19 protein-coding genes, 1 tRNA gene and 2 pseudogenes are annotated in these 23,848 nt (G+C 63.5%); 10 read left to right on the top strand and 12 right to left on the bottom strand.

The annotated features are described in order from the left end of the window. The 6 genes from DQW77_RS14530 to DQW77_RS14560 all read right to left on the bottom strand — a co-directional run bounded on the left by DQW77_RS14530 (position 1) and on the right by DQW77_RS14560 (position 6,027). Positions 1 to 900, bottom strand: a complete 900-nt coding sequence (locus DQW77_RS14530; protein WP_113258955.1) for a branched-chain amino acid ABC transporter permease — start codon at positions 898 to 900, stop codon at positions 1 to 3. Then, the gene (locus DQW77_RS14535; protein WP_113258956.1) at positions 897 to 2,834 is read right to left on the bottom strand and encodes a long-chain fatty acid--CoA ligase; all 1,938 of its coding nucleotides are present in this window, start codon (positions 2,832 to 2,834) and stop codon (positions 897 to 899) included. Before DQW77_RS14535 ends, DQW77_RS14530 begins: the two co-directional genes overlap by 4 nt. Then, on the bottom strand, positions 2,831 to 3,628 hold the full coding sequence (locus tag DQW77_RS14540) for an ABC transporter ATP-binding protein (protein WP_113258975.1): 798 nt from the start codon (positions 3,626 to 3,628) through the stop codon (positions 2,831 to 2,833). Before DQW77_RS14540 ends, DQW77_RS14535 begins: the two co-directional genes overlap by 4 nt. Positions 3,629 to 3,672: 44 nt before the next feature. Further along, positions 3,673 to 4,836 carry an acyl-CoA dehydrogenase family protein gene (locus tag DQW77_RS14545; protein WP_113258957.1) on the bottom strand — a complete coding sequence of 388 codons (1,164 nt, stop codon included), beginning with the start codon at positions 4,834 to 4,836 and terminating at the stop codon, positions 3,673 to 3,675. 12 nt (positions 4,837 to 4,848) lie between these two features. Then, entirely contained in the window at positions 4,849 to 5,496 is a 648-nt protein-coding gene (locus tag DQW77_RS14550; RefSeq protein WP_181711284.1) for a TetR/AcrR family transcriptional regulator, read from the bottom strand. A 457-nt stretch (positions 5,497 to 5,953) separates the two neighbouring features. Next, positions 5,954 to 6,027: transfer RNA gene (locus DQW77_RS14560), tRNA-Cys, on the bottom strand. 152 nt (positions 6,028 to 6,179) lie between these two features. On the opposite strand from DQW77_RS14560, the gene DQW77_RS14565 reads away from it, so the two are divergent. Both DQW77_RS14565 and DQW77_RS14570 read left to right on the top strand, forming a co-directional pair. Further along, positions 6,180 to 6,833 (top strand): protein-L-isoaspartate O-methyltransferase, encoded by a 654-nt coding sequence (locus tag DQW77_RS14565; protein WP_113258960.1) that lies wholly within the window; start codon positions 6,180 to 6,182, stop codon positions 6,831 to 6,833. A gap of 284 nt (positions 6,834 to 7,117) precedes the next feature. After that, positions 7,118 to 8,095, top strand: coding sequence for a hypothetical protein (locus DQW77_RS14570; RefSeq protein ID WP_113258976.1), 978 nt, complete (start codon positions 7,118 to 7,120; stop codon positions 8,093 to 8,095). Between the two features lie 28 nt (positions 8,096 to 8,123). Here the strand turns inward: DQW77_RS14570 and DQW77_RS14575 are convergent, their stop codons facing one another. Continuing rightward, the gene (locus DQW77_RS14575; RefSeq protein ID WP_113258961.1) at positions 8,124 to 9,584 is read right to left on the bottom strand and encodes a cobyric acid synthase; all 1,461 of its coding nucleotides are present in this window, start codon (positions 9,582 to 9,584) and stop codon (positions 8,124 to 8,126) included. A 59-nt stretch (positions 9,585 to 9,643) separates the two neighbouring features. Here DQW77_RS14575 and DQW77_RS14580 point away from each other — a divergent pair, with 59 nt between their 5' ends. Continuing rightward, positions 9,644 to 10,228 (top strand): cobalamin biosynthesis protein CobQ, encoded by a 585-nt coding sequence (locus DQW77_RS14580; protein WP_113258962.1) that lies wholly within the window; start codon positions 9,644 to 9,646, stop codon positions 10,226 to 10,228. A 463-nt stretch (positions 10,229 to 10,691) separates the two neighbouring features. Here DQW77_RS14580 and DQW77_RS14585 read toward each other — a convergent pair whose 3' ends face one another. After that, positions 10,692 to 11,021, bottom strand: a complete 330-nt coding sequence (locus DQW77_RS14585) for a DUF6280 family protein (RefSeq protein WP_113258963.1) — start codon at positions 11,019 to 11,021, stop codon at positions 10,692 to 10,694. Positions 11,022 to 11,236: 215 nt separating this feature from the next. Between DQW77_RS14585 and efp the strand changes: the two genes are divergently transcribed. Continuing rightward, positions 11,237 to 11,800: an elongation factor P gene (gene efp, locus DQW77_RS14590; protein ID WP_113258964.1), complete on the top strand. Its 564-nt coding sequence runs from the start codon at positions 11,237 to 11,239 to the stop codon at positions 11,798 to 11,800. A 46-nt stretch (positions 11,801 to 11,846) separates the two neighbouring features. On the opposite strand, the gene DQW77_RS14595 is transcribed toward efp, so the two are convergent. Then, on the bottom strand, positions 11,847 to 12,587 hold the full coding sequence (locus DQW77_RS14595) for a folate-binding protein YgfZ (RefSeq protein WP_113258965.1): 741 nt from the start codon (positions 12,585 to 12,587) through the stop codon (positions 11,847 to 11,849). An 85-nt stretch (positions 12,588 to 12,672) separates the two neighbouring features. Between DQW77_RS14595 and DQW77_RS14600 the strand changes: the two genes are divergently transcribed. Both DQW77_RS14600 and DQW77_RS14605 read left to right on the top strand, forming a co-directional pair. Then, a complete protein-coding gene (locus tag DQW77_RS14600) occupies positions 12,673 to 13,365 on the top strand; it encodes a TIGR04283 family arsenosugar biosynthesis glycosyltransferase (protein ID WP_113258966.1) in 693 nt (230 codons plus the stop codon). Positions 13,366 to 13,378: 13 nt separating this feature from the next. After that, positions 13,379 to 15,568, top strand: coding sequence for a thiamine pyrophosphate-dependent enzyme (locus tag DQW77_RS14605; RefSeq protein ID WP_113258967.1), 2,190 nt, complete (start codon positions 13,379 to 13,381; stop codon positions 15,566 to 15,568). Between the two features lie 37 nt (positions 15,569 to 15,605). Here DQW77_RS14605 and DQW77_RS14610 read toward each other — a convergent pair whose 3' ends face one another. Next, entirely contained in the window at positions 15,606 to 16,829 is a 1,224-nt protein-coding gene (locus tag DQW77_RS14610; RefSeq protein WP_258523869.1) for a DEAD/DEAH box helicase, read from the bottom strand. 431 nt (positions 16,830 to 17,260) lie between these two features. Here DQW77_RS14610 and DQW77_RS14615 point away from each other — a divergent pair, with 431 nt between their 5' ends. Together DQW77_RS14615 and DQW77_RS14620 are read left to right on the top strand one after the other, a co-directional pair. Further along, positions 17,261 to 18,400 (top strand): efflux RND transporter periplasmic adaptor subunit, encoded by a 1,140-nt coding sequence (locus DQW77_RS14615; RefSeq protein WP_113258969.1) that lies wholly within the window; start codon positions 17,261 to 17,263, stop codon positions 18,398 to 18,400. A gap of 19 nt (positions 18,401 to 18,419) precedes the next feature. Next, positions 18,420 to 21,518: an efflux RND transporter permease subunit gene (locus DQW77_RS14620; RefSeq protein ID WP_113258970.1), complete on the top strand. Its 3,099-nt coding sequence runs from the start codon at positions 18,420 to 18,422 to the stop codon at positions 21,516 to 21,518. A gap of 88 nt (positions 21,519 to 21,606) precedes the next feature. On the opposite strand, the pseudogene DQW77_RS14625 reads toward DQW77_RS14620, so the two are convergent. After that, positions 21,607 to 22,575 (bottom strand): annotated as a pseudogene (locus DQW77_RS14625) (IS5 family transposase). Positions 22,576 to 22,667: 92 nt separating this feature from the next. Here DQW77_RS14625 and DQW77_RS14630 point away from each other — a divergent pair. Further along, positions 22,668 to 23,225, top strand: a complete 558-nt coding sequence (locus tag DQW77_RS14630; protein ID WP_258523870.1) for a site-specific DNA-methyltransferase — start codon at positions 22,668 to 22,670, stop codon at positions 23,223 to 23,225. On the opposite strand, the pseudogene DQW77_RS14635 reads toward DQW77_RS14630, so the two are convergent. Then, positions 23,180 to 23,362, bottom strand: a pseudogene (locus DQW77_RS14635) (IS3 family transposase); the annotation flags it as partial. The gene DQW77_RS14630 and the pseudogene DQW77_RS14635 sit on opposite strands and share 46 nt — an antisense overlap. 110 nt (positions 23,363 to 23,472) lie before the next feature. On the opposite strand from DQW77_RS14635, the gene DQW77_RS14640 reads away from it, so the two are divergent. Next, positions 23,473 to 23,658, top strand: coding sequence for a hypothetical protein (locus DQW77_RS14640; RefSeq protein ID WP_113258971.1), 186 nt, complete (start codon positions 23,473 to 23,475; stop codon positions 23,656 to 23,658). Positions 23,659 to 23,848: the final 190 nt, after the last annotated feature.

Genomic DNA, 23,848 nt, shown 5'->3' on the forward strand with positions numbered 1-23,848 from the left:
TCAGAGCCTTTCGATCTTGCGCCAGCCGAAAAGGCCGTAGGGGCGAATGAGAAGAACCGCGACCATGACCACGTATGGCAACAGTCCGGAGGCCGCACCATTGGTCAGCGGGTCGAGGTAGGCCGAGGCGAGTGCCTCGAAGATGCCGATAATGAGACCGGCAAGCGGCGCGCCGCGAATGCTTTCAAGCCCGCCGAGAAGAGCGACGGGAAGCGCCTTGAAGCCGATAACGGCCACTTCGAGCGAAAGTATTGAACCGGACAGCAGCACGACCGCGGCCGCCGTGGCGACCACCGTGCCCATTATCCAGGCCACCGCGATGGCCTGCCGCACCGAAACGCCGAGCGAGTGGGCGGTGGTATGGTCTTCGGCCACTGCAGCCAGCCGCAGCCCCAGCCGTGAACGGGTGAAGAAGACGTGCAGCGCCTGCGTCAGGACGATGGTGAAGACAGCCCCGATCAGCAGCCGCGTATTGACCAGAAACGGCCCCAGTTCCAGCGCACCCTCCGGCAGGATCGCGGGCGCCGAGCGTGATTGCGCCCCCCAGATCAGCTGCGCCAGCCCCCGCAACAGGATCAGCAGCGCCACGCCGGCCATGAAGATCGTGAAACCCGACTGTCCGATGAGCGGCCGGAAGACCGAGCGTTCGATCGTCCAGCCGAAAGCGACGCAGGCCGCAAGTGTCAACGCGATGGCAACGGGCAGGGGAAGCGGATACCCCATGCCGGCGGCGCCTTCGGTGAAGGTCCAGAGCAGGAACGCACCGAAAACCAGCACCTCTCCCTGGGCGAGATTGATGATCTTGGAGGCCCGGTAGATCACCACGAAGGAGATCGCCACAAGGCCGTAAACCAGCCCCACCAGGGCGCCCTCGATCAGGATCTGGACAAGCTCGATCATTGTGGCGCTCCCCCGACGCTGTTCATGGCGACATCGGCCTTCAAGCGGCTGCTGCGGCCATCCTGATAAGTCACGTTGATGTCCAGTGGCACGGTATCCGCGCCGTTATACAAACCCTCGATAAGGGGCGCGTATCTGGCCTCGATCGCACCGCGGCGCAGTTTGCGGGACCGGGTGAGTTCTTCCTCGTCGGCGTCAAGTTCCTTGGGCAGATTGGCAAAGGACGCGATCCGGGCGCCGGGGTCGACCAGTTCGTTGACATGGGCGACGGCGCGCGCGATTTCCTTGCGCACCGGATCGAGCTGGCTGAGTTCGGAAAATGTGCCGAAGGCCAGCCCCTGCCGTTCGGCGAAGCGGCCGGCGATCTCCATGTCGATATTCACCAGCGCGACGACCCGGTCGCGACTGTCGTCGCCGATCACGATGGCATCGCGCACCATGGCGTGTGCCCTGAGGTGGTTTTCCAGGAAGGTCGGCGGATAGGCGGCCCCTGTCGAAAGCCGCCGAAGATCTTTCGCGCGATCCAGAAAGATGAGCTCGCCGTTGTCGTCAAGCCGCACGGCATCGCCGGTTTGGTAACCTTCGGTGCCGTCGCCCATTTCCGCCGAGGCCGCCGGGTTGTCCAGATATCCGGAAAATGCCAGGCCCTTGAGGCGAAGTTGACCGGTTTCATCAATCCAGGCTTCGATCGGGTCTGCCAGTGTAGGGTCAGACGGCATCAACTGTCCCAGTGTTTCAGGGTTGTTGTCGCCGGGGCGGTGGGTTGCAACGAGGCCCAGTTCCGAGCTGCCGTACAAGTTGCCAAGCGGCACTCCGAATGCGCGAAACCGGGCAAAAAGCTGCGCAGACAGTCCCGATCCGCCCGACAGTACCGCTCGTGCCCGCGTCAAGCCCAGAAGGTCGCGGACTCCTTTCAGGACGAGTTGGTCAGCCAATGGCCAGACGACGCCGCGACGCCACAGACCGCCTTTGTTCGCGACCCGCTCGTGACCCTTGGCGAGGCCCCAGCGATAGAGCCGCTGCCGCCAGTCCGGGGCGCCCATCATCCGGGCCTCGACATCCGAGGCCTGCATCTCCCACTGCCGGGGCGTGAACATCAGGAAATCGGGTCCGATCTCGCGAAGGTCGGTCTGCACCGTTTCGGGCTTCTCGGCAAAATGCAGGATCAGCGGCGCCAGCAGGGGAAGCCCGACGCCGAAGAACTGTTCCGCCGCCCAAGCGGGAGAGATATACGAAAGATACCGTCCCCCGGCGCGGATTCCCAGGGCGCCCATCAGACGATATGCGTTGTCAAGAATGAACGCGTGATCCAGCATCGCCGCCTTGGGCTTGCCGGTGGTGCCCGAGGTGTAACAGTAGACCGCGATATCGGATTGCCGGGCCGCGTCGATCCGTGCCGCGATGCCCGCGTCCTCGGACCCGACGTCGGACAGGGGTTTCAGACGGGGATCCGCATAGGTCCATAGGCCGTTCGGTTCCACATAAAGGATACGCGCCACACCGGGTGCGGCGCCGGGCGCGGCCAGCACCTTGTCAACCTGTTCCTGATCCTCGGCCAGAACAAAGACGGCCCCGGAATGATCCAGCACATATGCCAGTTCGTCGGTCGATGCGTCCGGGTAGACGCTGACTGCGACGGCACCAAGGCTGATCGCCGCCATTTGTGCGATCCATGCTTCCTCGCGGTTCTCCGAGATGATGCACAAAACCTGCCCCGACCGAAGGCCGAGCGCCTCCAGTCCCGCCGCCCTGCGGCAGACGGCATCGTGAAGCGCAGCCCAGGTCATCGTCTGCCAGAGCCCGGCGCGCTTTGACCTGATGGCGGTGGTGGTGGGCATCTCTTGTGCGTTGTCGCGCAGAAGCTGCGGCAGGGTGCGGCCCCGTGCGGTACGATCCAGAGTGACGGGCCGGGCGGAGAGGCGGGGAGCGTTCATGCCGCTTCGCCCCCCGTTGCGCCGTCGCCCAGATATGCCGCGATCACCCGATCGTTGCCGCGTATCTGGTCCGGGGTTCCCTCGGCGATCACGCGGCCGAACTCCAGGACCGTGACACGGTCCGAGATATCCATGACCACGTCCATGTCGTGTTCAACAAGTATCACGGGAATCCCGTACCGATCCCGGATGTCGAGGGTGAAGCGTGCAAGGTCGCCCTTTTCCTCCGGGCTCATGCCCGCCATGGGCTCGTCCATCACCAGCACCTTGGGCTGCAGTGCAAGCGCACGGCCCAGGTCAACCCGCTTTCGCAATCCGTAGGACATGTCGCCCACCACGCGGTGGCGATCTTCCTCGAGTTCCAGAAAGTCGATGATCTCTTCGGCTCGGGCGGTGAACGCCTCTTCCTGCCGGACCGTGGCGGGCGTTCGGAATAGCCCCGAAAAGACACCGCCTTTCATCATGGCGTGAAAACCGGTCAGGATGTTCTCGCGGGCCGTCATCGACGGATAGGTCTGAATGCCCTGGAAGGTCCGGCCGATGCCGATGCGGGCGCGGTCGGGGGGCCGCAGAGCCGATATGTCGCGCCCCTCGAACATGATTGCGCCGGTCCAGGGGTGATAAAAGCCCGAAAGGCAGTTCAGAAGGCTGGACTTGCCCGCACCGTTTGGCCCGATCATCGCATGAACGTGGCCTGCCGCGAAGCGCACCGAGACATCCTTCAGAGCCTCGACCGCGCCGAAACGCAGGCCCAGGTCACGTGCCTCGAGTATGGCTGCGCCAGTCGCGGCCATTGCGCTTTCCTCCCTCATGGTTTCCGGGCGCTCACGGTTGCGCCTCAGGTGAAATCCACGTCCAGCCCGCAAGCCCGCGCGATCAGCATTGTCTGTATTTCGCTGGACCCGTCACCGATCGTGCAGATGCGGTTGTCGCGCAGATAACGAGACGGCGGGCAGTCATCCATGTAGCCCCACCCGCCATGTACCTGCACGGCCATGTTGGCGACTTCGGTGCCGATCTCGGTGGCGCCCAGCTTGGCCATGGACAGGGCGCCAAGATCCTCCACGCCGTTGTCGATCTGCCACGCCGCCCGGTAGGTCAGCAAGCGCGCCGTATCGACCTTGAGCGCCATCTGCGCGATCATTTGCTGGATAAGCTGGCGCTTTCCAAGCGAGCCGCCGAACACCTGACGTTCCTGTGCGTAGGCGATCGCATGATCGAGGCTGGCCTGCGCGAGACCAAGTGAACAGGCCGCAAGCCAGAGCCGCGCCGCCTGATAGCCCTTGTGCAGAAGGTGGCGACCGCCGTGCAGCTCGCCCACAATGGCGTCTTCTCCGAGCTGACAGTCGTCAAGGTAGAGCTGCCGGGTGTCCGAACTGCGCCAGCCCATCTTGTTGTAGCCCTTGCCGCGTGTGTAGCCCGGCGCGTTGTTCGGGGTCAGGAACAGGGAAAACTTTTTGCGTTCGGCCTCCTTGGGCGAACTGATCGCGAGGACCAGTGTGAAAAGCGAAATGGGCGTTCCGGCGTTGGTGATGAATGCCTTTTCACCGCTCAATGACCATTGACCGTTCCCGAGCTGGGTGGCGCGGGTGGTGAACCCGCCGGTGTCCGAGCCTGCCCCCGGTTCGGTTCCGGCGATGGAGCAGATCTTCTGGCCCGACACGATCTCGGGCAGCCACTGCTGTTTCTGCGTGTCGGTGCCAAAGCGTTCCACTGTGAGACCGGTGGCCATGGACACCATGGTTGAGACCGCGATGGACTGATCCGCCCGGGCCAGCGCTTCGATGGCGAGTGTCGCCTCGAACACGCCAAGCCCCATGCCGCCCCTTTCCTCGGGGAAGGGGATCGACATGACCCCCATCTCGCCAACGCGGCGAAACAGCTCGACGGGGAATTCACCCTTGCGGTCCAATTCCTCGGCGACGGGCGCGATTTCCGCCTGCGCGAAGTCGTTTATCGTCTCCTGCAGTTCCGCCTGTTCCGGGCTTAGTTCGAAATGCATTTTGCTTGACCTTCAGTGTTGTTGCGTGCGTTCGGGCATCTCGGCCAGGGCCGGAACCGGTGACGTGTCGAGCGCCCGCGTCGCGAGATCGACAATTGCGTCGGCAACCGTCTCGGGGGTCCAGGCGCCGTCGGGGCGGTACCATTTGGCGACCCAATGGATCGCGCCGAGAAGCATGAAGACGGCAACCTTCGGTTCGGCGGGAACTATCGAGCCGTCTGCCTGTCCTTCGGCGACAAGCCGCCGCATGCGCGTCTCGTAGCTGTCGCGCTTGGCCTGGGTGCGCGCGGCCTCTTCGCCGTGCAGGGCGTTGTCTTCCAGGATCAGGGCGGGCACGCCCAGCTCGGCCATCATCGCGACGAGGTAGAGCCGGAGGCCGATGCGGATCTTCTCGAGCGCGGTTTCGCCTTGTGCCTCGCCCTCCGTAAGGGCGCGATCCGCGATTTCCAGAGCCTCTTCCTGGCACGCGAGAATCAGGTCGTTCTTGTTCAGCACATAGCGGTAGAGCGCCGCCTTCGAGACACCGAGACTGTCGGCCACGTTCTCAAGCGTGGCGCCGTGACTGCCCTGCCGTGAGAAAATCGCGGCGGCCGCTCGCAGGATCGCCTTGCGCTTCAGGGCCTGTTGCGCGGACCGGTCGGGAATGGCGTCGTTCCACATGGCGGTTCCCCTGTCTGCCGTTAACCCCATCCTAGATTTCGGCGTCGCAAACCGTCAATCACTAATGTGACTCAAGGGTCACGTAGAAGAAATACAAGTCAAACTACAGAAATTGATCAATAAAACTGGATTGGTGAGTTTACTCCGAGACGAGTTCCAAGTGCCATGAAGTCATGCGGCGGGAATCGGAGGGGCGCATGATTCGAGACCTTGGCGGCGGGTGATGCCGCGTGGTTCCGGCTTTCTGCGGCTGTTGTTCGGTACGGGGCCTGTCGGTTTTGACGCCGGGATCAGGCCACCGTCAGGGTCGTGCCAATGCCGCCAAGGCGTGTATCTTCGACGTCCGCGAAGCCATGGGACCCCGTGAAACTTTCCGCACCCCGTTGATTGTGCCCGGAAAGGCGATCCGCGGTCACGTGACCGGCCGGGCCGCATCGCGCCGAAGAGGCGAGGAAGATGGAGGCGAGTACCGGAATCGAACCGGTGTACACGGATTTGCAATCCGCTGCGTCACCACTCCGCCAACTCGCCCAAAGGGTGCGGGAAGACAGATAGATGAACACGCAGGCCTCCGCAAGGGGCGTGCGCCATGCGGAGCCGGCTTAAAACCGCGATACGCCGTTGCCCGGACCGGCCTTCTGTGTCAGAAGATTGGGCAGGATACCGAAAGCAAGAGTTTGCGCATGACCGATTACGCTGCCCGGCGACGGACAATGGTGGATACACAGGTCCGCCCAGCGGACGTTACGAAGTTTCCGATCATCGACGCCATGTTGGCGGTCCCGCGCGAGGATTTCGTGCCGCGCAACCTGCGGCAGGCCGCCTATACCGGCGAAAACCTGGATGTTGGCGGAAACCGCGTCGTACTTGAGCCGCGGACACTTGCCAAGATGCTGGATTTTCTGGATATCGACGGATCCGATCTGGTGCTGGATGTCGGGTGCGGGCTTGGATACTCGGCGGCCGTCGTGTCGCAGATGGCCGAGGCGGTCGTTGCTGTGGAGGAGGACGCCGATATGGCCGGTGAGGCCCAAGGGCTGCTGCTCGAACACGGGGCCGACAACGTGATCGTGCATGAAGGTCCCCTTGTAGAGGGGGCTCCGGAACACGGTCCATATGACGTGATCATAATCCAGGGTGGAATCGAGGAATTGCCAGAGGCTTTGAGCGCCCAGCTCAAGGAGGGCGGTCGCATCGCATGCCTTTTCATGGAGGGTGTTCTCGGTGTGGTGCGCATAGGCCACCGGACCGACGGGCATATCAGCTGGCGTTACGCGTTCAATGCGAGTGCGGTCGTGCTCCCCGGCTTCGAAACGAAGCCTGTCTTTGCGTTGTAACGGGGGTTTCAGTCCCGCTACGGGGCTGGTGAGATACGGTGTCGGGCCGCGGCGCGCGGCTGATCCGTGGCCAACGGGTGCCGTTTCGCGGACTGAAATTCGGGTTGGGCAAATGGGAAGCCCGGTTTTTACGATCCCGCATTGCGGGCTCGGCAAGGGCCACGGTCGGCGTCGCTTCCGATCCCGCGCACATGCCCGGAAAAAGCAAAAAACCGCGCTATCTGTTGTGCGCGACGCCGGGCAAGGGTAAGCTTTGAACCCGGGGGCGAGAGTGGTGAATGAAAATGTCCGATCCAGTCACGAATGTGGAAATCGAGGATGTGCTGACCTCCATCAGGAGGCTGGTTTCTGTCGAGGACCGTGAAAAAGGCGATGACCGACACCAGGCGGATGATGGCGAGGGTCCCGCGGCGCAGCGTCGCGAGAATGGTGAAAAGCTGGTCCTTACCCCGTCGCTGAGGGTTGATGATCCCGCGGAAGAACTTGACGGTGTCAGCACACACGAGCCACCTGATTTTCGTTCCTCGCGGGAGGCCCCGGCAGAACCGGAGGCCGTTGAACCGGCTGAGCCCGAACAGTGGATGACGCTGGATGAGGTCACCGAATCTCCGGTTCAGGCGGGCGACAGTGAGGAAGAACGCGGCGTAACTGACTCGCTGCACCCGGACCCAGCGGGAAAGTCCGGTCCGGAACGCCGTGCCGAGGAGTTGAAGGCCAGGGTGGCGGAGTTCGAAGCCCTTGTCGCAGCCCGGGAAGAACAGTGGGAACCCGACGGCGAAACGCCGGACCCGAATGCCGGGGAAAAGGGGCATCCCTTGCCCTGGGAGGATAGCACGCCCGATGATTTCGGCGGGGGGACGACGGAAGATGATGAAGATGCCGCCCACGCTGCTGGCCCGGATGATGCATGGGACGAGGGTGACGCTGCGGACTGGGAGTTGGCGTCGAATGATCGCGAGGACGGTGCCACCGCCATCGAGACCGACAACATGCCGGAGCCGGAAGAACGCGAAACCCCCGAGGCTCGCGGATTTGCGGCGGACCCGGATCGCGATGGTGCAGGCCGCGATGATGACGGCGCCGACGACGATTATCTTTCCATGTCCGAGGATGCGCTGGACGAGGAGGCGTTGCGCGATCTCGTGACCGAGATTGTCCGCCAGGAATTGCAGGGTGCTCTGGGCGAACGGATCACCCGGAATGTTCGCAAGCTCGTGCGCCGTGAGATCCACAGGGCACTGGCGGCGCAGGATCTGGATTGACCGGGCGGCCTGACGGAAGAGGCCGACGTTAAGTGCGGGCTTTCGGTTGCTCTGACATCTCCAGCAACGTGGTCAGCGCCATGTGTTCGCCGAGGTGATCCGCCAGAGCGTCGAGCGCAGTCTCGACGCTCCCCGCATAGTCCAGGTCCGAATGCCCGCCCATCTCTGAAAGCACCGCGGCACGGAACGCGTCGGCGCCGAACAACCCGTGCAAATAGCAGCCGCGGACCCGCCCGGAGGGTGACGCCGCGCCTTCCGGGCGCCCGTCCACGCTCAGCCAGGCCCGCGCGCAATCCTGGCCGGTGGTATCTCCCAGATGGATTTCGTAACCCGACACGGCATCGCCTGTCGGCACGTAAGTGGCCTGTGTGAGCGCCAGCCTTTTCTCAGGGCGCATCACCGTAGTGACGTCCAGATGGCCGAGCCCCTGTACGGTGCCCGGTGGTCCTTCTATTCCACCGGGATCCGAAATCTCGCGGCCAAGCATCTGATACCCGCCGCATATCCCCATGACGTGCCCGCCCCTCCGGACATGGGCCGTCAGGTCAATGTCCCACCCCTGAGCACGGAAATGCATGAGGTCGCCCATGGTGCTCTTGCTGCCGGGAATCAGGACAAGATCGGCGTCCCCGGGAAGGGGGTGCCCCGGGTCCACAATCTCGACGCTGATCCCGGGTTCCGCAGAAAGCGGATCAAGGTCGTCGAAATTCGCGATTCGTGACAGGCGTGGAACGGCGATCTTGAAACGGCCGCCCGCACTGCTGCGGATATCGATGACATCCTCCGCGGGAAGGCGCCATGCCTGATCAAACCACGGGACAACGCCAAGCGACGGCCACCCGGTGCGTTTTTCGATCTCGTTCACACCTTCGTCGAACAGCCTTACATCGCCACGGAACTTGTTTACGGCAAACCCACGGATGCGACCGGCATCGCAGGGCGGCAGAACCGCTTGCGTTCCCACGATCTGCGCGATCACCCCGCCACGGTCTATGTCACCCACCAGAATGACGGGCAGACCGGCGGCCGCGGCGAACCCCATGTTGGCGATATCGCCGGTGCGCAGATTTATTTCCGCCGGGCTGCCGGCCCCTTCGATGAGCACCAGGTCGGCGGTGGCGCACAGACGAAAGAAACTCTCCAGCGCGGGAGCCAGCAATTGGGGCTTGGCCTGTGCGTAATCGCGGGCCCGGAGAGTGGCGTACCGCTGACCCTGCACGATCACCTGCGCGCCGGTATCGGTTTCCGGCTTGAGAAGAATCGGGTTCATGTCGGTATGGGGTTCTCGGCCCGCGGCACGGGCCTGCAGTGCCTGAGCACGACCGATTTCACCTCCATCACAGGTGACGGCGGCGTTGTTGGACATGTTTTGCGGCTTGAACGGTGCCACCGACAGGCCACGCCGGTGGAAAGCCCGGGCGAGACCGGCGACAAGCATTGATTTCCCCACGTTGGAGCCCGCACCCTGAATCATGATCGCCCGTGTCATTTCGCGGCTCCTTCGGTTCTGCAGGGTGTGATACAAAGCAAGTCCACTCGGGGAAAGCCATGAACACGCCCGCCCACCTGATATTTTCCGCCGCGGTTTTCGCGCGCCCCCATGACAGGCGCCGCACGCTGGCCGGCCTTGCGGGTGCTCTTGCGCCGGACCTTTCGCTATACGTGATGGCGGGTACAGCTATCTTTGTGCTGGGATTGAATCCGGGATACGTGTTCGGGACACTATACTTCTCCGACGCGTGGCAACAGGTTTTCCGGGTCGACAACTCGTTTGTCATCTGGGCGGCGGGTTTCGGGGTTGCGTGGTGGTACGGTGCGCGTGCAGCGATGGTTTTCGCCGCATCAGCGCTTTTGCACCTCGCTTTCGATCTGCCGTTGCATCACGATGACGGGCGGCCACATTTCTGGCCGGTCACGGACTGGGTGTTCGAAAGCCCGGTGAGTTACTGGGACAGGGCGCATCATGCGGGCGTCGTCGGCCCTGTTGAAATGGGGCTGTCGTTGTTCTTCTGCCTGATCCTGATCCGGCGGTTCCCGAGTTTGCGGTCGCGGCTGCTGATCGCGGCGCTTGCGGCGGTGCAACTGTCGCCGGCGTTTTTCTGGGCGTGGATGTTCGCCGGGAATTTCCTCTAGTGTTCCGCACCGGCCACAAGATGCCCGTATGAACGCATGCGTGACGCCAGGAGACAAGTAATCCCGCGCGAAAATGTCGGATGGCGGCAGTCAGCCCCGGGATGGACATGGCCCCTTGCGGACCGGCTGGTCAGGACGGTGCTTCGCGCTTGGTAGGTCGAGTGACCAAAGCTCATGGAGCCGTGATTTTCCTTGCGCGGACTCAAGGCGAAGCCGCCGCGCATCGCCGGGTCGCCCTGTGTTTTCGAATCGTGGCATTATGGGTCCGACGGCGATCGCGTGGGCCGCCCTGGCCGTGTGAGCCCGTGCCCGGGCCTGATCTGGGATTCGCACAGCCGGCGCAGAGGCCCCGTCGCGGGGACAGGGGCGTATCAATCCGAACCGGTCCGGCGCGCTCCGGCAAAGCAAAAGGCCCTGCCGTTGCGGGCAGGGCCATGGTCCGGGTTGCGGTGATGGCGCAGTATCAGGCGGCTTCGGCCTGCTCGGCGAGGGCCGCGGCATTGCGGCGTTCGCTTTCCTCGCGCGACAGCGCCACGGAGGTGCGCACGCCCTTGGAAACGAATTCCATGAGGCCGGAAACCACACGTTCGTTCGGATCTATTCCGGCACAACTCAGAACCTCGCGTCCATCGCGCGAACGTGCCCAGCGGGCGATCTGATCCGGGCCGTTGCCGAATTTCTTGTCATCCGATATGGCGTCGTCCAGCGCGGCCAGTACGACGGCCGCGAAAAGTTTGCGTGCACGGTTGCCCTGCTCGTTCGAGAAGGCGGCACCGTCAACGAAATCATTCATGTTTCGTCCTTAGTCTTATGCGCTTGTGTTTCGGGCGTAGCGGTGGTTATGACGGAGTTTGAGCGATTCGGATAGAGCATAAATGCATAACTCCTATGCAGTTTACGCATGCCTCGAATGGATCGAGACGATATCTGGTTCACTTGCCCCCCGCATTGTCACGAGATATAGGGGCCTTCAGAAAATCATCAAGTTTCAGCCGAGGTTTCGCCACCATGCCCAAGATCAACGGCAACGAGATCAAGCCAGGCAATATTCTGGAACACAATGACGGTCTTTGGACCGCGGTCAAGGTCGATCACGTCAAACCCGGCAAGGGTGGTGCCTTCGCGCAGGTGGAAATGCGAAACCTGCGCAACGGATCCAAGCTCAATGAACGGTTTCGCAGCGCCGACAAGGTGGAACGTGTACGTCTGGAACAGAAGGATCAGCAATTCCTTTACGAAGACGATGGCATGCTGCATTTCATGGATGCCGAAACGTTCGACCAGATCCAGCTTCCGGCCGACATCCTGGGAGAGCGCCGTGCCTTTCTGCAGGATGGCATGACGATCACGGTGGAATTCCATGAAAGCGAGGCGCTCAACGCGACGCTGCCGCAGAAGGTGACCTGCCGGGTCGCGGAAACCGAACCGGTGGTCAAGGGTCAGACGGCGGCAAACAGCTTCAAGCCCGCGGTCCTGGATAACGGGGTAAAGGTCATGGTGCCGCCCTTCGTGGGCCAGGACGAGGAAATCGTCGTCAACACCGAGACCATGGAGTATTCCGAACGCGCCTGATCCGGGTCGAACCCGGGTCGTATGTGTCGCGGCGGGAACCGCGATGTCATTCCGGCCGGATGTAATGCACGGTCGCATCGCCGGCATGCATGTTCGGTCCTGCCCTGTCGAAGCGCAGATAGGCTATGGCCCGGTCACCCGACCGCGTGCAGAGGGTGCCGGCCTGTTTTTCGTCGCTTGACGTGATCGGTGTTCCCGGCGCGGCGTCCCCGTCGATCGAAACCGTGCCCAGACCCTTTCGCAGTTTCGTCTTGTGGCGCATTCGGGCCGTGACCTCCTGGCCGACATAGCACCCCTTGCGGAAATCCACGCCCCCGAGACGGTCCAGTCCCGCTTCGAGCACGAAACTATCCGGCGTCAGTTCAATGCCTGTTTCGGGGATGCAATGCGCCACGCGGATGGCCTCCCAGTCGGTGCCGTCATCTCCTGATCGGGTCCCGTAGAGGCGCCAGCCCATTGCCGGGTGTCGGGGATCTGCCAACGCGCCATCGGGCGCCGGTCCGGTGCCGCGGAAGACCTGCACATCGCTTTCGGAAATCCGCACATCCGAGCGGAGCTTGTACATGTTCAACCGCTGGACCAATGTCGGCGCGATCTCCGCGTCCACATCCACCAACACCGACCCGCCATGCCGAAGCAGAAAGAAATCGGCGATATACTTGCCCTGTGGCGTTAGGAGTGCGGCATAGAGAAGGCCCTTGTCCAGCCCGGCGATATCCGTGGTGATGAGGCCTTGCAGAAAGTGTTCGGCATCGCTGCCGATGATGGCATGGATCGCGCGGGGCATGGTGCCTCCTCTGACTGGTATTGGCTCTGGCTGTCATGTAGGTGATGACACGGGATTTTGACAGGCCGCAACAGGAGACGGAACGATGCGCGCGGAACTCTCTGTGGTGATCCCCACCTTGAACGCTGCAGAGGCGCTGCCCGGATGCCTGGCGGCGCTCACCGAGGGATTGCAGGCCGGGCTGATCCGCGAATTGGTGATATCCGACGGCGGATCGGCAGACGCGACCCGGGAGATCGCCGATGCCGCCGGTGCGGTGCTGCTTGCCGGGCCGCCGTCGCGGGGCGGGCAGCTTCGCCGCGGTGCCGCGACGGCGGAGGGTGAGTGGTTGTTGTTCCTGCACGCCGATACACGGCTTGCGGACGGGTGGGCGGCGGTTGTGCGGGCGCAGATGAAGTCCGGGCGCCCGGGATATTTCAAGCTGGGGTTCGATGCCGCCGGGCTTGCGCCGGCCCTGGTGTCTGGATGGGCGAACCTGCGCTCGCGGCTTTTCCATCTGCCCTATGGTGACCAGGGGCTGCTGGTTTCGCGCACGGACTATGACGCTGCCGGCGGGTATCCCGACATTCCGATCATGGAGGATGTGGCGCTGGCGCGCCGACTGGGCGGACGGTTGCAGGCGATGCCCCTGCGCGTTTCGACCAGCGCCGCGCGATACCGGCGGGATGGATGGCTCAGGCGGGGGAGCGGCAACCTGATCCTCTTGCTGCGCTATCTGTCCGGCACCTCCCCAGAGAGGTTGCTTGCCCACTACCGCGGACCCGCCGGGCAGGCTTGAGAGGAGAGCAGGAATGGACCGTGCCGATATCGTTCACGAGAATTTTCTGGCCCGCGTCGCGTCCGGTGACCTGCCGGATGGACGTGCGCCGGACCCGGCGCTGCCGAATGCGGAGGCGGCGGAGCTTTTCCGCGCCCAGTGCCTGAGCCGCGCGCTGGACCGACAGAGCCGTGTGATGCAAAGGGCCGGGCAGGGGTATTACACCATTGGCTCCAGCGGGCACGAAGGCATGGCGGCCGTGGCTCAGGCACTGCGGCCCACTGACATGGCATTCCTGCATTACCGCGACGCCGCGTTCCAGATTGCCCGCGCCGGACAGGTTCCGGGACAGACGGTGGTGCGCGACATGCTGCTGAGTTTCGCGTGCTCCGCCGAGGATCCCGTCTCGGGCGGGCGCCACAAGGTCCTGGGATCGAAAGCGCTCATGATTCCGCCGCAAACCTCGACAATCGCCAGCCACCTTCCCAAGGCTGTCGGCGCGGCCTATTCTCTGGGGCTGGCCCGTCGCCGCCCGCCCGAGCACCGCACCCTTCCCGATGACGCGCTGATCATGTGTTCCTTCGGGGATGCATCGGCCAATCATTCCACGGCGCAGGGCGCGTTCAACGCCGCGGCCTGGGCTGCATATCAGGCCGTGCCAATGCCGCTTCTGTTCGTTTGCGAAGACAACGGCATCGGCATTTCGGTCAGGACCCCCGAGGGCTGGATCGAAGCGGGATTCTCGGCGCGGCCGGACCTGGAATACTTCGCCTGCGACGGACGAGACCTTTATGACACCTATCGTGCGGCGTCCGCGGCGGCTGCGCATGTTCGTCACCGTCGCAAACCCGCATTCCTTCACATGCGAACGGTGCGCCTGTATGGCCACGCGGGAGCGGATGTGCCGACATCCTATCTGCCGAAAACCGAGGTCGAGGCGCAGGAGGCCGATGACCCGTTGTTGCATTCGGTGCGGCTTCTTGATGCTGCGGGTGCGCTATCGCGCAAGGCAGCATTGCGGACCTATGGTGAAACCGGTGATGAGGTGGAGACCATTGCCGCCGAAGTGGTCAGCCGCCCGCGGCTTGAAACCGCGCAACAGGTCATGGCCAGTCTGATCCCGCCGCTGCGCGCGTGCCGTCCGGTCAACGGACCCGACCCTGCTGACCGCGCCGCGGCTTTCGGTGCCGATCTCAAGGCGCAGGACACGCCACAGATCATGTCACGCCTGATCAACTGGGCTTTGACCGATCTGATGCTGGAGCATGACGAGATCGTGCTGATGGGCGAGGACATAGGCGCCAAGGGCGGCGTCTACGGCGTGACCCAACGGCTGATGTCGCGTTTTGGCCGGGACCGTGTGATCGACACGTTGCTGGATGAGCAATCCATCCTGGGGCTGGGCATTGGGATGGCGCATAACGGGTTCGTACCGATCCCCGAGATTCAGTTTCTCGCATACCTGCACAACGCAGAGGATCAATTGCGCGGCGAGGCGGCGACCCTGCCATTCTTCTCGCAGGGGCAGTTCACCAACCCGATGGTCGTGCGCATCGCCGGGCTGGGCTACCAGAAAGGCTTTGGCGGGCATTTCCACAATGACAACTCGCTGGCCGTCCTGCGTGACATTCCGGGGTTGATACTTGCCTGCCCCTCGAACGGGGCGGATGCGGTGATGATACTTCGCGAATGCGTGCGGCTGGCCCGCGAGGAGCAGCGCGTGGTTGTGTTCCTCGAACCGATCGCGCTCTATCCGGCGCGGGATCTTCATGAGGATAAGGATGGCGGATGGCTGTGCCGGTATCCGGCACCGGGTGAACGGATCGCGTCCGGGGAGGTCGGTGTTCACGGCGACGGCACTGATCTGGCCATCGTCACCTTCGGCAACGGGCATTACCTGTCGCGGCAGGCGAAAGCACGGCTGAGGGCAGAGGGAGTTGCGGCAAGGGTCGTCGATCTTCGCTGGTTGTCGCCGTTGCCGGAAGCGGCGCTGCACGAGGCTGTGCGAGTGTGTGGCGCGATCCTGATCGTGGACGAGACCCGCCGCTCCGGTGGTGTGGCCGAGGCATTGATGGCGCATTTCGCGGAGACCACGGACGTCCCCTTTGTACGTCTGACCGCCGAGGACAGTTTCATTGCCACCGGTCCGGCCTACGCCGCGACCTTGCCCTCGGTGGAAGGGATACTGGACGCGTCGCGGGATCTTGTTGCGCGGAGCGCGTGAGCGGGCGGCGCCGCGGCGCCACCCGGAAGTCCTGTGATCAGGCCGCGGCCCGGTTGCGGTTGCGGCGGCGGGGTCGGGATTTCGCCCCGCCTCCACCGCCCCGGCGGCGCTGTGCCGGCGTGTCGAGGCTTTCCCATGGTTGGCCGGACGCGACGGGGATGGACATGCCCGCCGCCTTTTGTATGGCCCTGAGTTCACCGATTTCCTCGGGCGCGCAGAACGCAACCGCGGCCCCTTCGGCGCCGGCGCGGGCGGTGCGTCCGATCCGGTGGACATAGTTTTCGGCCACGTTCGGCAGATCGAAATTGTAGACATGGCGCACATCGGGGATGTCGATCCCGCGCGCGGCCACGTCGGTGGCCACCAGCACATGCACTTCGCCGGCGCGGAAGGCGCGAATGGCGCGGTCCCTCTGGCCCTGGCTCTTGTTGCCATGGATGGCCGCGACCTTGAAACCCGCCTTGTCCAGGGTCTTGGACAATCGCTCGGACCCGTGCTTGGTGCGCCCGAAGACGATCGCGCGCTCGGACCCGTGATTGCCCAACAGTTCGATCAGCCGCGCCGTCTTGTCGGCCTTCTGAACGAAATGCACCGACTGGGAGATCTTTTCGACCGCGGTGCCGGGGGGCGAGACTTCGATCCGGACCGGGTTGGTCAGGAAACTTTGCGCAAGCTCGTTCATCTGCTTGGGCATCGTTGCCGAAAACAGCATCGTCTGCCGCTCCGCCGGCAGGCGCGCGGAGATCTTGCGCAGCGCGTGGATGAAGCCCAGGTCAAGCATCTGGTCGGCCTCGTCCAGAACCAGAAAGCGGGTTTCCGACAGCCGGACCGCGCCACGGTCCATCAGGTCCAGAAGGCGGCCGGGTGTCGCGACCAGAAGGTCGATGCCCCGCGACAGCGTCTGGGACTGTGCCTTGATCGAGGCGCCGCCGACAACCAGCCCGATCCTGATCGGCGAACCGGCCACCAGCGGGCGTATGGAGTCGCATATCTGGCGGGCCAATTCACGCGTCGGTGCCAGCACCAGCGCCTTGGCGGTGCCGGGCCGGGGCTTGCCGCGCTGCCCGGCAAGGGACATGGCCAGGGGAAGGCCGAATGCGGCTGTCTTTCCGGTGCCGGTCTGAGCAAGGCCCATCACGTCTCGACCCTCGAGTGCAGGCGGGATCGCCCGGGATTGGATTCGAGTGGGTTCGGTCATGCCGTTTTCGGCCAGCTTGGCCACCAGGGCCGACGTTAGCCCCATATGTTCAAAAGCGTTCAAAATCGTCCTTTCGGGCGCACTCTTCAAAGCACGCCGGGTTTTCTTGTCCGCGCGTTCGACGGACGGGTGAGCATGGTCAACCCGCTCACCGGATCAGCAAGATACGGGCCGGTCGGCCAATGGGCCCATGCGTGATTTTGGGAGTTGTTCATCCCGTGATCTTTTATCGGACGCTCCGAACGGGGCCGGTCACTGCTCACGCGGCAGGAAGCACGGGATGAGTGGCAGGTACACGGCAAATGCGCGCAGGTCAAGGGGTGCCTGGCGTCGGGGTCGTCCTTTCGGGTGCAACCCGCCCGTTCTGCGAACTTGCCACGGCAATCCCCCCCAAACGGGACGATGACCGCAACGCCGGTATTTGTTATTCGCAAGTCCGTTTTGTTTCATGTAGGCACTGTTTCGTATTCCGCCTGAAAGCCAGAAGGTCCGTCATGCCGTTTCGACCGCACGGAATTGTCCTCTTCATTGCCTGCCTCCTGCTTGCGGCGGGGCATGCAGATGCACAACAGCCACAGGAAGCTGCCGCCGTGACCGTCGTCAGGCTGGAGCCGGAATCGGTAACCCTGACATCCACGCTTCCGGGGCGGGTGGCACCATCGGCCGAAGCCGAGGTGCGGCCCCAGGTGAATGGTATCGTCACCGAACGCCTGTTCACCGAAGGGGCTCATGTCGAGTCCGGGGATGCGCTTTATCGCATCGACTCGGAAACATACCAGGCGAGTGTCAGGCAATCCCGCGCGCGCGTCGCCCAGGCCGACGCCGAGCTGAGCGCTGCGGAACGTGATGCTGAACGAATTGAGGAACTGCAATCCCGCAGTGTCGCCAGCCAACAGACCCTGGATGACGCGCTCGCCGCCCGGGATGCCGCCTCTGCCGCGCTTCAACTTGCCAAGGCACAGCTCAATTCGGCACAGATCGACCTTGCGCGCACCACGATCAGGGCACGGCTTTCGGGCCGGATTGGCCTTGCCCAGATCAGCCAGGGCGCGTTGGTTACAGCAAGCCAGGCGGCGCCCTTGGCGGTGATCCGCAAGATTGATCCGGTTTATGTCGACGTGACACAGTCGGCGGCCGATCTGCTGCGCTGGCGCCGCGGCGAGACCGAAGCCGCCCTCGCTGATGCTGACGGGACCGTGCGGCTCAAACTGGCCGACGGATCAACATACGGTCATACCGGTCGCCTGCAGGCCGCCGAGCCGAAGGTGGACCCGCAGACAGGCGTCGTGACGCTGCGCATGCAGTTCGCGAATCCGGACTCTCTTCTTCTTCCCGGGATGTACGTGCAGGTCGAAATGCCCGTCGAGGTGGCCAGGGACATATTCCTCGTGCCGCAGGAAGGCGTGGTGCGGGATCGGCGCGGCCGACCGACCGCCTGGGTTGTGAATTCACAGGAGAAAGTCGAGGAGCGCACGCTTTCGGTCCTGCAGGATCGCGGCAGCGACTGGGTTGTCGAGAGTGGCCTGGAACCAGGGGATCGCGTGATCGTCGCGGGTTTCCAGAAAACCTCTCCGGGCGCCACTGTGGAGGCTGAGCTGCGCGGCATGTCCGATACCGACGAGACGGCTGACTGAGGGGCGGGAGAAGCACGGAATGGCACGGTTCTTCATTGACCGCCCGGTATTTGCCTGGGTCATATCGATCCTCATCATGGGGGTGGGCATCCTTGCGATCCGGCTGTTGCCTGTCGCGCAATACCCCCAGATCGCGCCGCCCTCGGTGACCGTCAACGCGACGTATCCCGGGGCTTCGGCCGGGACCGTCGCCAACACCGTCACACAGGTGATCGAACAGCAGATGACCGGGCTTGATGGTCTGCGCTACTTCTCGTCTCAGTCGACCGCTGCGGGGCGTAGCGAGATTACCCTGACATTCGAAACCGGCACCGACCCCGATATCGCGCAGGTGCAGGTGCAGAACAAGCTTAGCCGTGCCTCCCCTCTGCTGCCCGAGATCGTGCAACGGCAGGGGATCACGGTCGAGAAGTCGTCGGCCGGGTTCCTGATGGTGGTTGGCCTGATCTCGACCGATGGGAACCTCGAACAGGTCGATCTGGCCGATTACATGGAAACCAACCTTGTGGACGAGCTCAGCCGGATCGAGGGTGTGGGATCGGTCAACGTGTTCGGCGCCCAGTACGCCATGCGTATCTGGCTTGATCCCTCCAAGCTGGCTGCATTCGAACTGACACCGACGGATGTGGTCAACGCTGTTTCGGCTCAGAATGCGCAGATCTCGGCCGGTGCCTTCGGCGCGCGGCCGACGGTGGAGGGGCAGCAGCTGAATGCCACGATCACCGCACAATCGCTTCTCAGTACGCCGGAGGATTTCCGACAGATCGTACTGCGGGCCGAAACCGATGGTGGTCTGGTACTTCTGGACGATGTCGCACGGGTGGAAATCGGGGCAGAGAACTACGCGACTACCGCGCGATTCAATCGAAACCCGGCTTCGGGCATGGCGATCCGGCTTGCGCCGGGCGCGAATGCGCTGGAAACGGCGGAAGCGGTAAAGGATCGGATGGCCGAATTCGCCGGCTTCTTCCCCGATGGCATGGAATACATCATTCCCTACGACACCACGCCGTTCATCGAGATCTCGATCAAGGAGGTCGTGAAAACCCTGTTCGAGGCGATCGGGCTGGTCTTTCTCGTCATGTTCCTTTTCCTGCAGAACCTGCGTGCCACGCTGATCCCGACACTGGCCGTGCCGGTGGTCCTTCTGGGTACTTTCGGGGTGCTTGCGGCGGCCGGATTCACGATCAATACGCTGACCATGCTCGCGATGGTTCTGGCGATCGGCCTGCTGGTCGATGATGCCATCGTCGTGGTCGAGAACGTCGAACGTATCATGGAGGAAGAGGGCCTTCCCCCGCGCGAGGCCACCCACAAGTCCATGGGGCAGATCACCGGCGCCCTGATCGGCATCGCCATGGTGCTGTCGGCGGTTTTCGTGCCGATGGCCTTCTTTCCCGGATCGACCGGAGTGATTTACCAGCAATTTGCAATCACGATCGTTTCGGCGATGGCTCTGTCGGTGGTCGTGGCGCTGACCTTGACCCCGGCGCTTTGCGCGTCGCTGCTGAGGCAGAGCGACCACCCGGCGCGGCGCGGCCCCTTCGCGTGGTTCAACAGTGGTTTCTCTGGCCTGACCCGGGGCTATGCGGGCACCGTACGCTGGACCGTGCGGCGCCCCTTCCGTGTGGGGCTGATCTACCTGGTTCTGGCCGCAGCAATGGCACTGCTGTTTGCGCGCACGCCCACAGGGTTCCTTCCCGAAGAGGATCAGGGCATCCTGTTCACATTGATCCAGACGCCGACCGGGGCGAGCGCGGAACGCACGCTGGACGTGGTCAGGCAGGTGGAGGATTACTACCTTGAGGAGGAACAGGGAGTCGTCAAATCCCTTTTTGGCGTCGTGGGCTTCAGTTTTTCCGGTCGCGGGCAGAACATGGGCCTGGCCTTTGTCCAGCTGGAGGATTGGAAAAAGCGGCCCCAACCGCAACAGAGTGTCCAGGCGCTTGCGGGCCGGGCATTCGGAGCTTTCAGCCAGATTCAGGACGCCCGCGTCTTTCCCGTAGTGCCGCCGTCGGTGATCGAGCTTGGGAACGTGTCGGGTTTCGATTTCTACCTGCAAGCACGTGGCGGCCAATCGCACGAAGAATTGGTCGAGGCTCGCAACAGGTTGCTGGGCCTGGCCGCCGAAAGCGACCGTATCGCGTCGGCCCGGCCGAGCGGTCTGGAGGACGCGGCGCAGTTCAATCTCAATATTGATTGGCGCAAGGCGGGCGCGATGGGGCTCACGCCGACGGATGTCGGCGAGCTTCTTCAGATCGCATGGGCCGGCAGTTACGTGAACGATTTCCTTGACCAGGGCAGGATCAAGCGGGTCTACGTACAGGGCGAGGCCGAAGCGCGCGCGGGTCCGACCGATATCGACGAGTGGCGGGTCCGCAATACCAGCGGCGGCCTCGTCCCGTTTTCCAACTTTTCCGAGGGGGGCTGGAAATTCGGGCCACAAGGACTCTACCGCTACAACGGCGTTCCGTCGATCCAGATTCAGGGCAGCCCGGCACCCGGCACCACCACGGGCGAAGCGATGGCGGAAATGGAACGTCTCGTGGCGCAGCTTGGCACCGGCTACGAGGCAGCCTGGACCGGGCTTTCACTCGAAGAAAGGGAATCCGGCAGCCAGGCCCCGCTGCTGTACGCGCTGTCGCTGGCGGTGGTGTTTCTTTCGCTGGCGGCGCTCTATGAAAGCTGGTCGATACCGTTCGCCGTGATGTTCGCCATGCCCATCGGCGTTCTCGGGGCATTGACGGGTGCGTGGCTGGGCGGATTCGAAAACGGTGTCTTCTTTCAGGTCGGCCTGCTCACCGTGATCGGCCTTACAGGCAAGAATGCCATCCTGATCGTCGAGTTTGCGCGTGACAGACACGAACGCGGGGAGCGCATCATCGACGCGGTGGCCGAGGCTGCGCGCCAGCGTTTCCGCCCGATAATCATGACATCGATGGCCTTTTCCCTGGGTGTTCTGCCCCTGGTTCTGAGTTCCGGTGCGGGCTCCGGAGGGCGCAATGCCATCGGATCGGGTGTCCTGGGGGGCACCATCTCGGCAACGGTTCTGGGAGTGATCTTCGTGCCGCTTTTCTTCATGGTGATCACGCGTTTGTTTCGCCGCGCAGCGGCTTGAGCCCCCCGAGCGGCCGCTAGGCACACCCACGAAGGGCGTTGTTGCGCAACTCGCGCTTGAGGCGTGACGGCCCCATACCCCGCTGACGTCATGCCGCGCGGACGATCTCGGCGGTGCCGAGGGCCGAGAAGCGGGTCATGAGGGCGATGCGGATGTGGATTTCGGCGGTCTGGCGGTCGGGGCCTCTCGCGGCGATGCGCTCGTCGAAGGCTTTCAGGCAGCGCATTCTCGCCTCGATCCTGCTGCGGGCATGGTATCCGGTCCATCGCTTCCAGAATGCCCGCCCGTAATATCGCGTTGCGCGCAGGGTTTCGTTTCTGGCGCGTGCCGCAGGGCAGTTCTCTTCCCACAAGCGTCCGTTCTTGCGGATCGGGATGATCGGAACGGCGTCACGCTCGATGATGGCGGTGTGGCAGCGGCGCGTATCGTAGGCGCCATCGGCGGTCACGGTACCGATCTGTTCGTCCTCGGGGATCTGGTCGAGCAGGTCGGGCAGCACGGGGCTGTCGCCGTCGCGACTGGGGGTGAATTCGACGGCGCGGATGTCGGACGTGGCCGGATCCATGGCCAGATGCCCCTTGCGCCGTTCGCCATTGTCGCTCGGATCAATGGCGCGACATGGCTCACCGACGGCCCTGCGTGCCATGCTTGCGCGCCTGCCATTCGCCATCGCCGAGGACCTTGATCCCGGTGCTGTCGACCAACAGGTTCAGCGGCCCATCGGCGCGCCGATACGGGACCTGCACCGCCAGGGTCTTCTGCCTCCGACACAGGGTGGAAAAGTCAGGCACCGGCCAGTCCAGTCCCGCAAGACGCAGCAGGCTGGCCACCATCCCGGCGGTCTGGCGCAAGGGAAGCTTGAACAGCACTTTGATTGACAGGCAGAACTGGATGGCCGCATCGGAAAAGACCGGCGGACGTCCGGCCGGCCGTCACGCGGCGCGCGCCAGGTCATGTCCTTGTCGACCCGGATCAGCAGCGATCCCCGCTTGCGCAGCGACGCGTTGTAGCTGGACCAGTTCGTCGTGCGATAGCGGGCGGGAGGTGGCTTGCTCATGCAGCCCGTGTAACCGCATGGACTCGCAAAGTGAATCCTCTGTCGTCAGAGATGTGCAACAATGCCACTTCGATGTCGGTGTTCATGGAAATATGTGGACCGATACCGGCACCGGCAATTTCACGGACGACAAGCTCTACGTCGGTCAGACAAATGCTAAAACTATCGAACGCTGCCTCCTCATGACCACCGATCCCGGCGATCTTGTGCTCGATCCCACCTGCGGCTCCGGCACCACCGCTTACGTCGCCGAGCAATGGGGCCGCCGCTGGATCACCATCGACACCTCGCGCGTGGCCCTCGCGCTCGCCCGTGCGCGCATCATGGGGGCGAAATACCCCTGGTATCTGCTCAAGGACTCAGAGGAGGGGCAGAGGAAAGAGGCCGAGGTCACGCGATCCGCCCCGGCCACCCACGCCACCTATGACGACATCCGCCACGGTTTCGTCTATCACCGCGTGCCCCACATCACGCTCAAGTCCATCGCCAACAACACCGAGATCGACACGATCTGGGAGGCGAAGCAACCCGCCGTCGAGGAGGCCCTCGCCGCCCTCAACGCCGCCCTCGCCGGGCACCCCGTGCCCTTCGAGGTCACGAGCGGCAGACCAAGCTGCCGGGCAAAGATACGTGTGTCTTTTGCCGTGTAGGGCGCGCCGTTGTCGCTGAGCACCTCGACAGGGTGCGGCGCCTGGCAATCACCGAAGCGCCGCTCCACCGCCTCGAGCATCATGTCGCGGATGCCCGATCCGCTGATGCCGGCATTCACCACCACGCGCCAGGCGATGGGCGCACCTTTTTTCTTCGGGATCCTGCATCCTACGCATGACAGTCGGGGCCGACAATTTTTTTCGAGAAATGCGTAATCGCCGGGCGACTGATTGCTATACAGAAGGTATGAGCCGCACTGACCTGAAATCCCTGCAATCTGCGCACCGGAAACTGGCGGTGCTGGTGCTGCACGATCCAGTTTATCTGCCGATCTTCGAGCGGATCGAGAAGGAGATAGCTTTGTTAAGCGATCAGGACGACGCCATCAGCCGCGCCCGTGCTGCCGCTGCCCTTCAGAAGCAGGTTGGTTGAAGGATCGCCTGCAGGTTTTCCAGCGAGGCACCTTTGCCGTAGCGCTCGCGGTTCAGGGCATGCCCTGTCAATCTGCATTCAAAACTGACCCATCGTGATCATTTAAAAATGACCCACCTGGGGGGTAGCAAAGCCCACAGGCGAGCGCCCCCCATATAGCAGGCTCGTCTGTGGGCTTTGCTTTTTCTGG

Origin of the sequence: Roseovarius sp. TE539 (assembly GCF_003298505.1) — a bacterium.
Taxonomy (GTDB): Bacteria; Pseudomonadota; Alphaproteobacteria; order Rhodobacterales; family Rhodobacteraceae; genus Roseovarius.

Excerpts from the sequence above, each read along its gene's own strand:
- DQW77_RS14530 (WP_113258955.1), bottom strand. The coding sequence starts at position 900 with ATGATCGAGCTTGTCCAGATCCTGATCGAGGGCGCCCTGGTGGGGCTG.
- DQW77_RS14535 (WP_113258956.1), bottom strand. The coding sequence starts at position 2,834 with ATGAACGCTCCCCGCCTCTCCGCCCGGCCCGTCACTCTGGATCGTACC.
- DQW77_RS14540 (WP_113258975.1), bottom strand. The coding sequence starts at position 3,628 with ATGGCCGCGACTGGCGCAGCCATACTCGAGGCACGTGACCTGGGCCTG.
- DQW77_RS14545 (WP_113258957.1), bottom strand. The coding sequence starts at position 4,836 with ATGCATTTCGAACTAAGCCCGGAACAGGCGGAACTGCAGGAGACGATA.
- DQW77_RS14550 (WP_181711284.1), bottom strand. The coding sequence starts at position 5,496 with ATGTGGAACGACGCCATTCCCGACCGGTCCGCGCAACAGGCCCTGAAG.
- DQW77_RS14565 (WP_113258960.1), top strand. The coding sequence starts at position 6,180 with ATGACCGATTACGCTGCCCGGCGACGGACAATGGTGGATACACAGGTC.
- DQW77_RS14570 (WP_113258976.1), top strand. The coding sequence starts at position 7,118 with ATGTCCGATCCAGTCACGAATGTGGAAATCGAGGATGTGCTGACCTCC.
- DQW77_RS14575 (WP_113258961.1), bottom strand. The coding sequence starts at position 9,584 with ATGACACGGGCGATCATGATTCAGGGTGCGGGCTCCAACGTGGGGAAA.
- DQW77_RS14580 (WP_113258962.1), top strand. The coding sequence starts at position 9,644 with ATGAACACGCCCGCCCACCTGATATTTTCCGCCGCGGTTTTCGCGCGC.
- DQW77_RS14585 (WP_113258963.1), bottom strand. The coding sequence starts at position 11,021 with ATGAATGATTTCGTTGACGGTGCCGCCTTCTCGAACGAGCAGGGCAAC.
- efp (WP_113258964.1), top strand. The coding sequence starts at position 11,237 with ATGCCCAAGATCAACGGCAACGAGATCAAGCCAGGCAATATTCTGGAA.
- DQW77_RS14595 (WP_113258965.1), bottom strand. The coding sequence starts at position 12,587 with ATGCCCCGCGCGATCCATGCCATCATCGGCAGCGATGCCGAACACTTT.
- DQW77_RS14600 (WP_113258966.1), top strand. The coding sequence starts at position 12,673 with ATGCGCGCGGAACTCTCTGTGGTGATCCCCACCTTGAACGCTGCAGAG.
- DQW77_RS14605 (WP_113258967.1), top strand. The coding sequence starts at position 13,379 with ATGGACCGTGCCGATATCGTTCACGAGAATTTTCTGGCCCGCGTCGCG.
- DQW77_RS14615 (WP_113258969.1), top strand. The coding sequence starts at position 17,261 with ATGCCGTTTCGACCGCACGGAATTGTCCTCTTCATTGCCTGCCTCCTG.
- DQW77_RS14620 (WP_113258970.1), top strand. The coding sequence starts at position 18,420 with ATGGCACGGTTCTTCATTGACCGCCCGGTATTTGCCTGGGTCATATCG.
- DQW77_RS14630 (WP_258523870.1), top strand. The coding sequence starts at position 22,668 with ATGTGGACCGATACCGGCACCGGCAATTTCACGGACGACAAGCTCTAC.
- DQW77_RS14640 (WP_113258971.1), top strand. The coding sequence starts at position 23,473 with ATGAGCCGCACTGACCTGAAATCCCTGCAATCTGCGCACCGGAAACTG.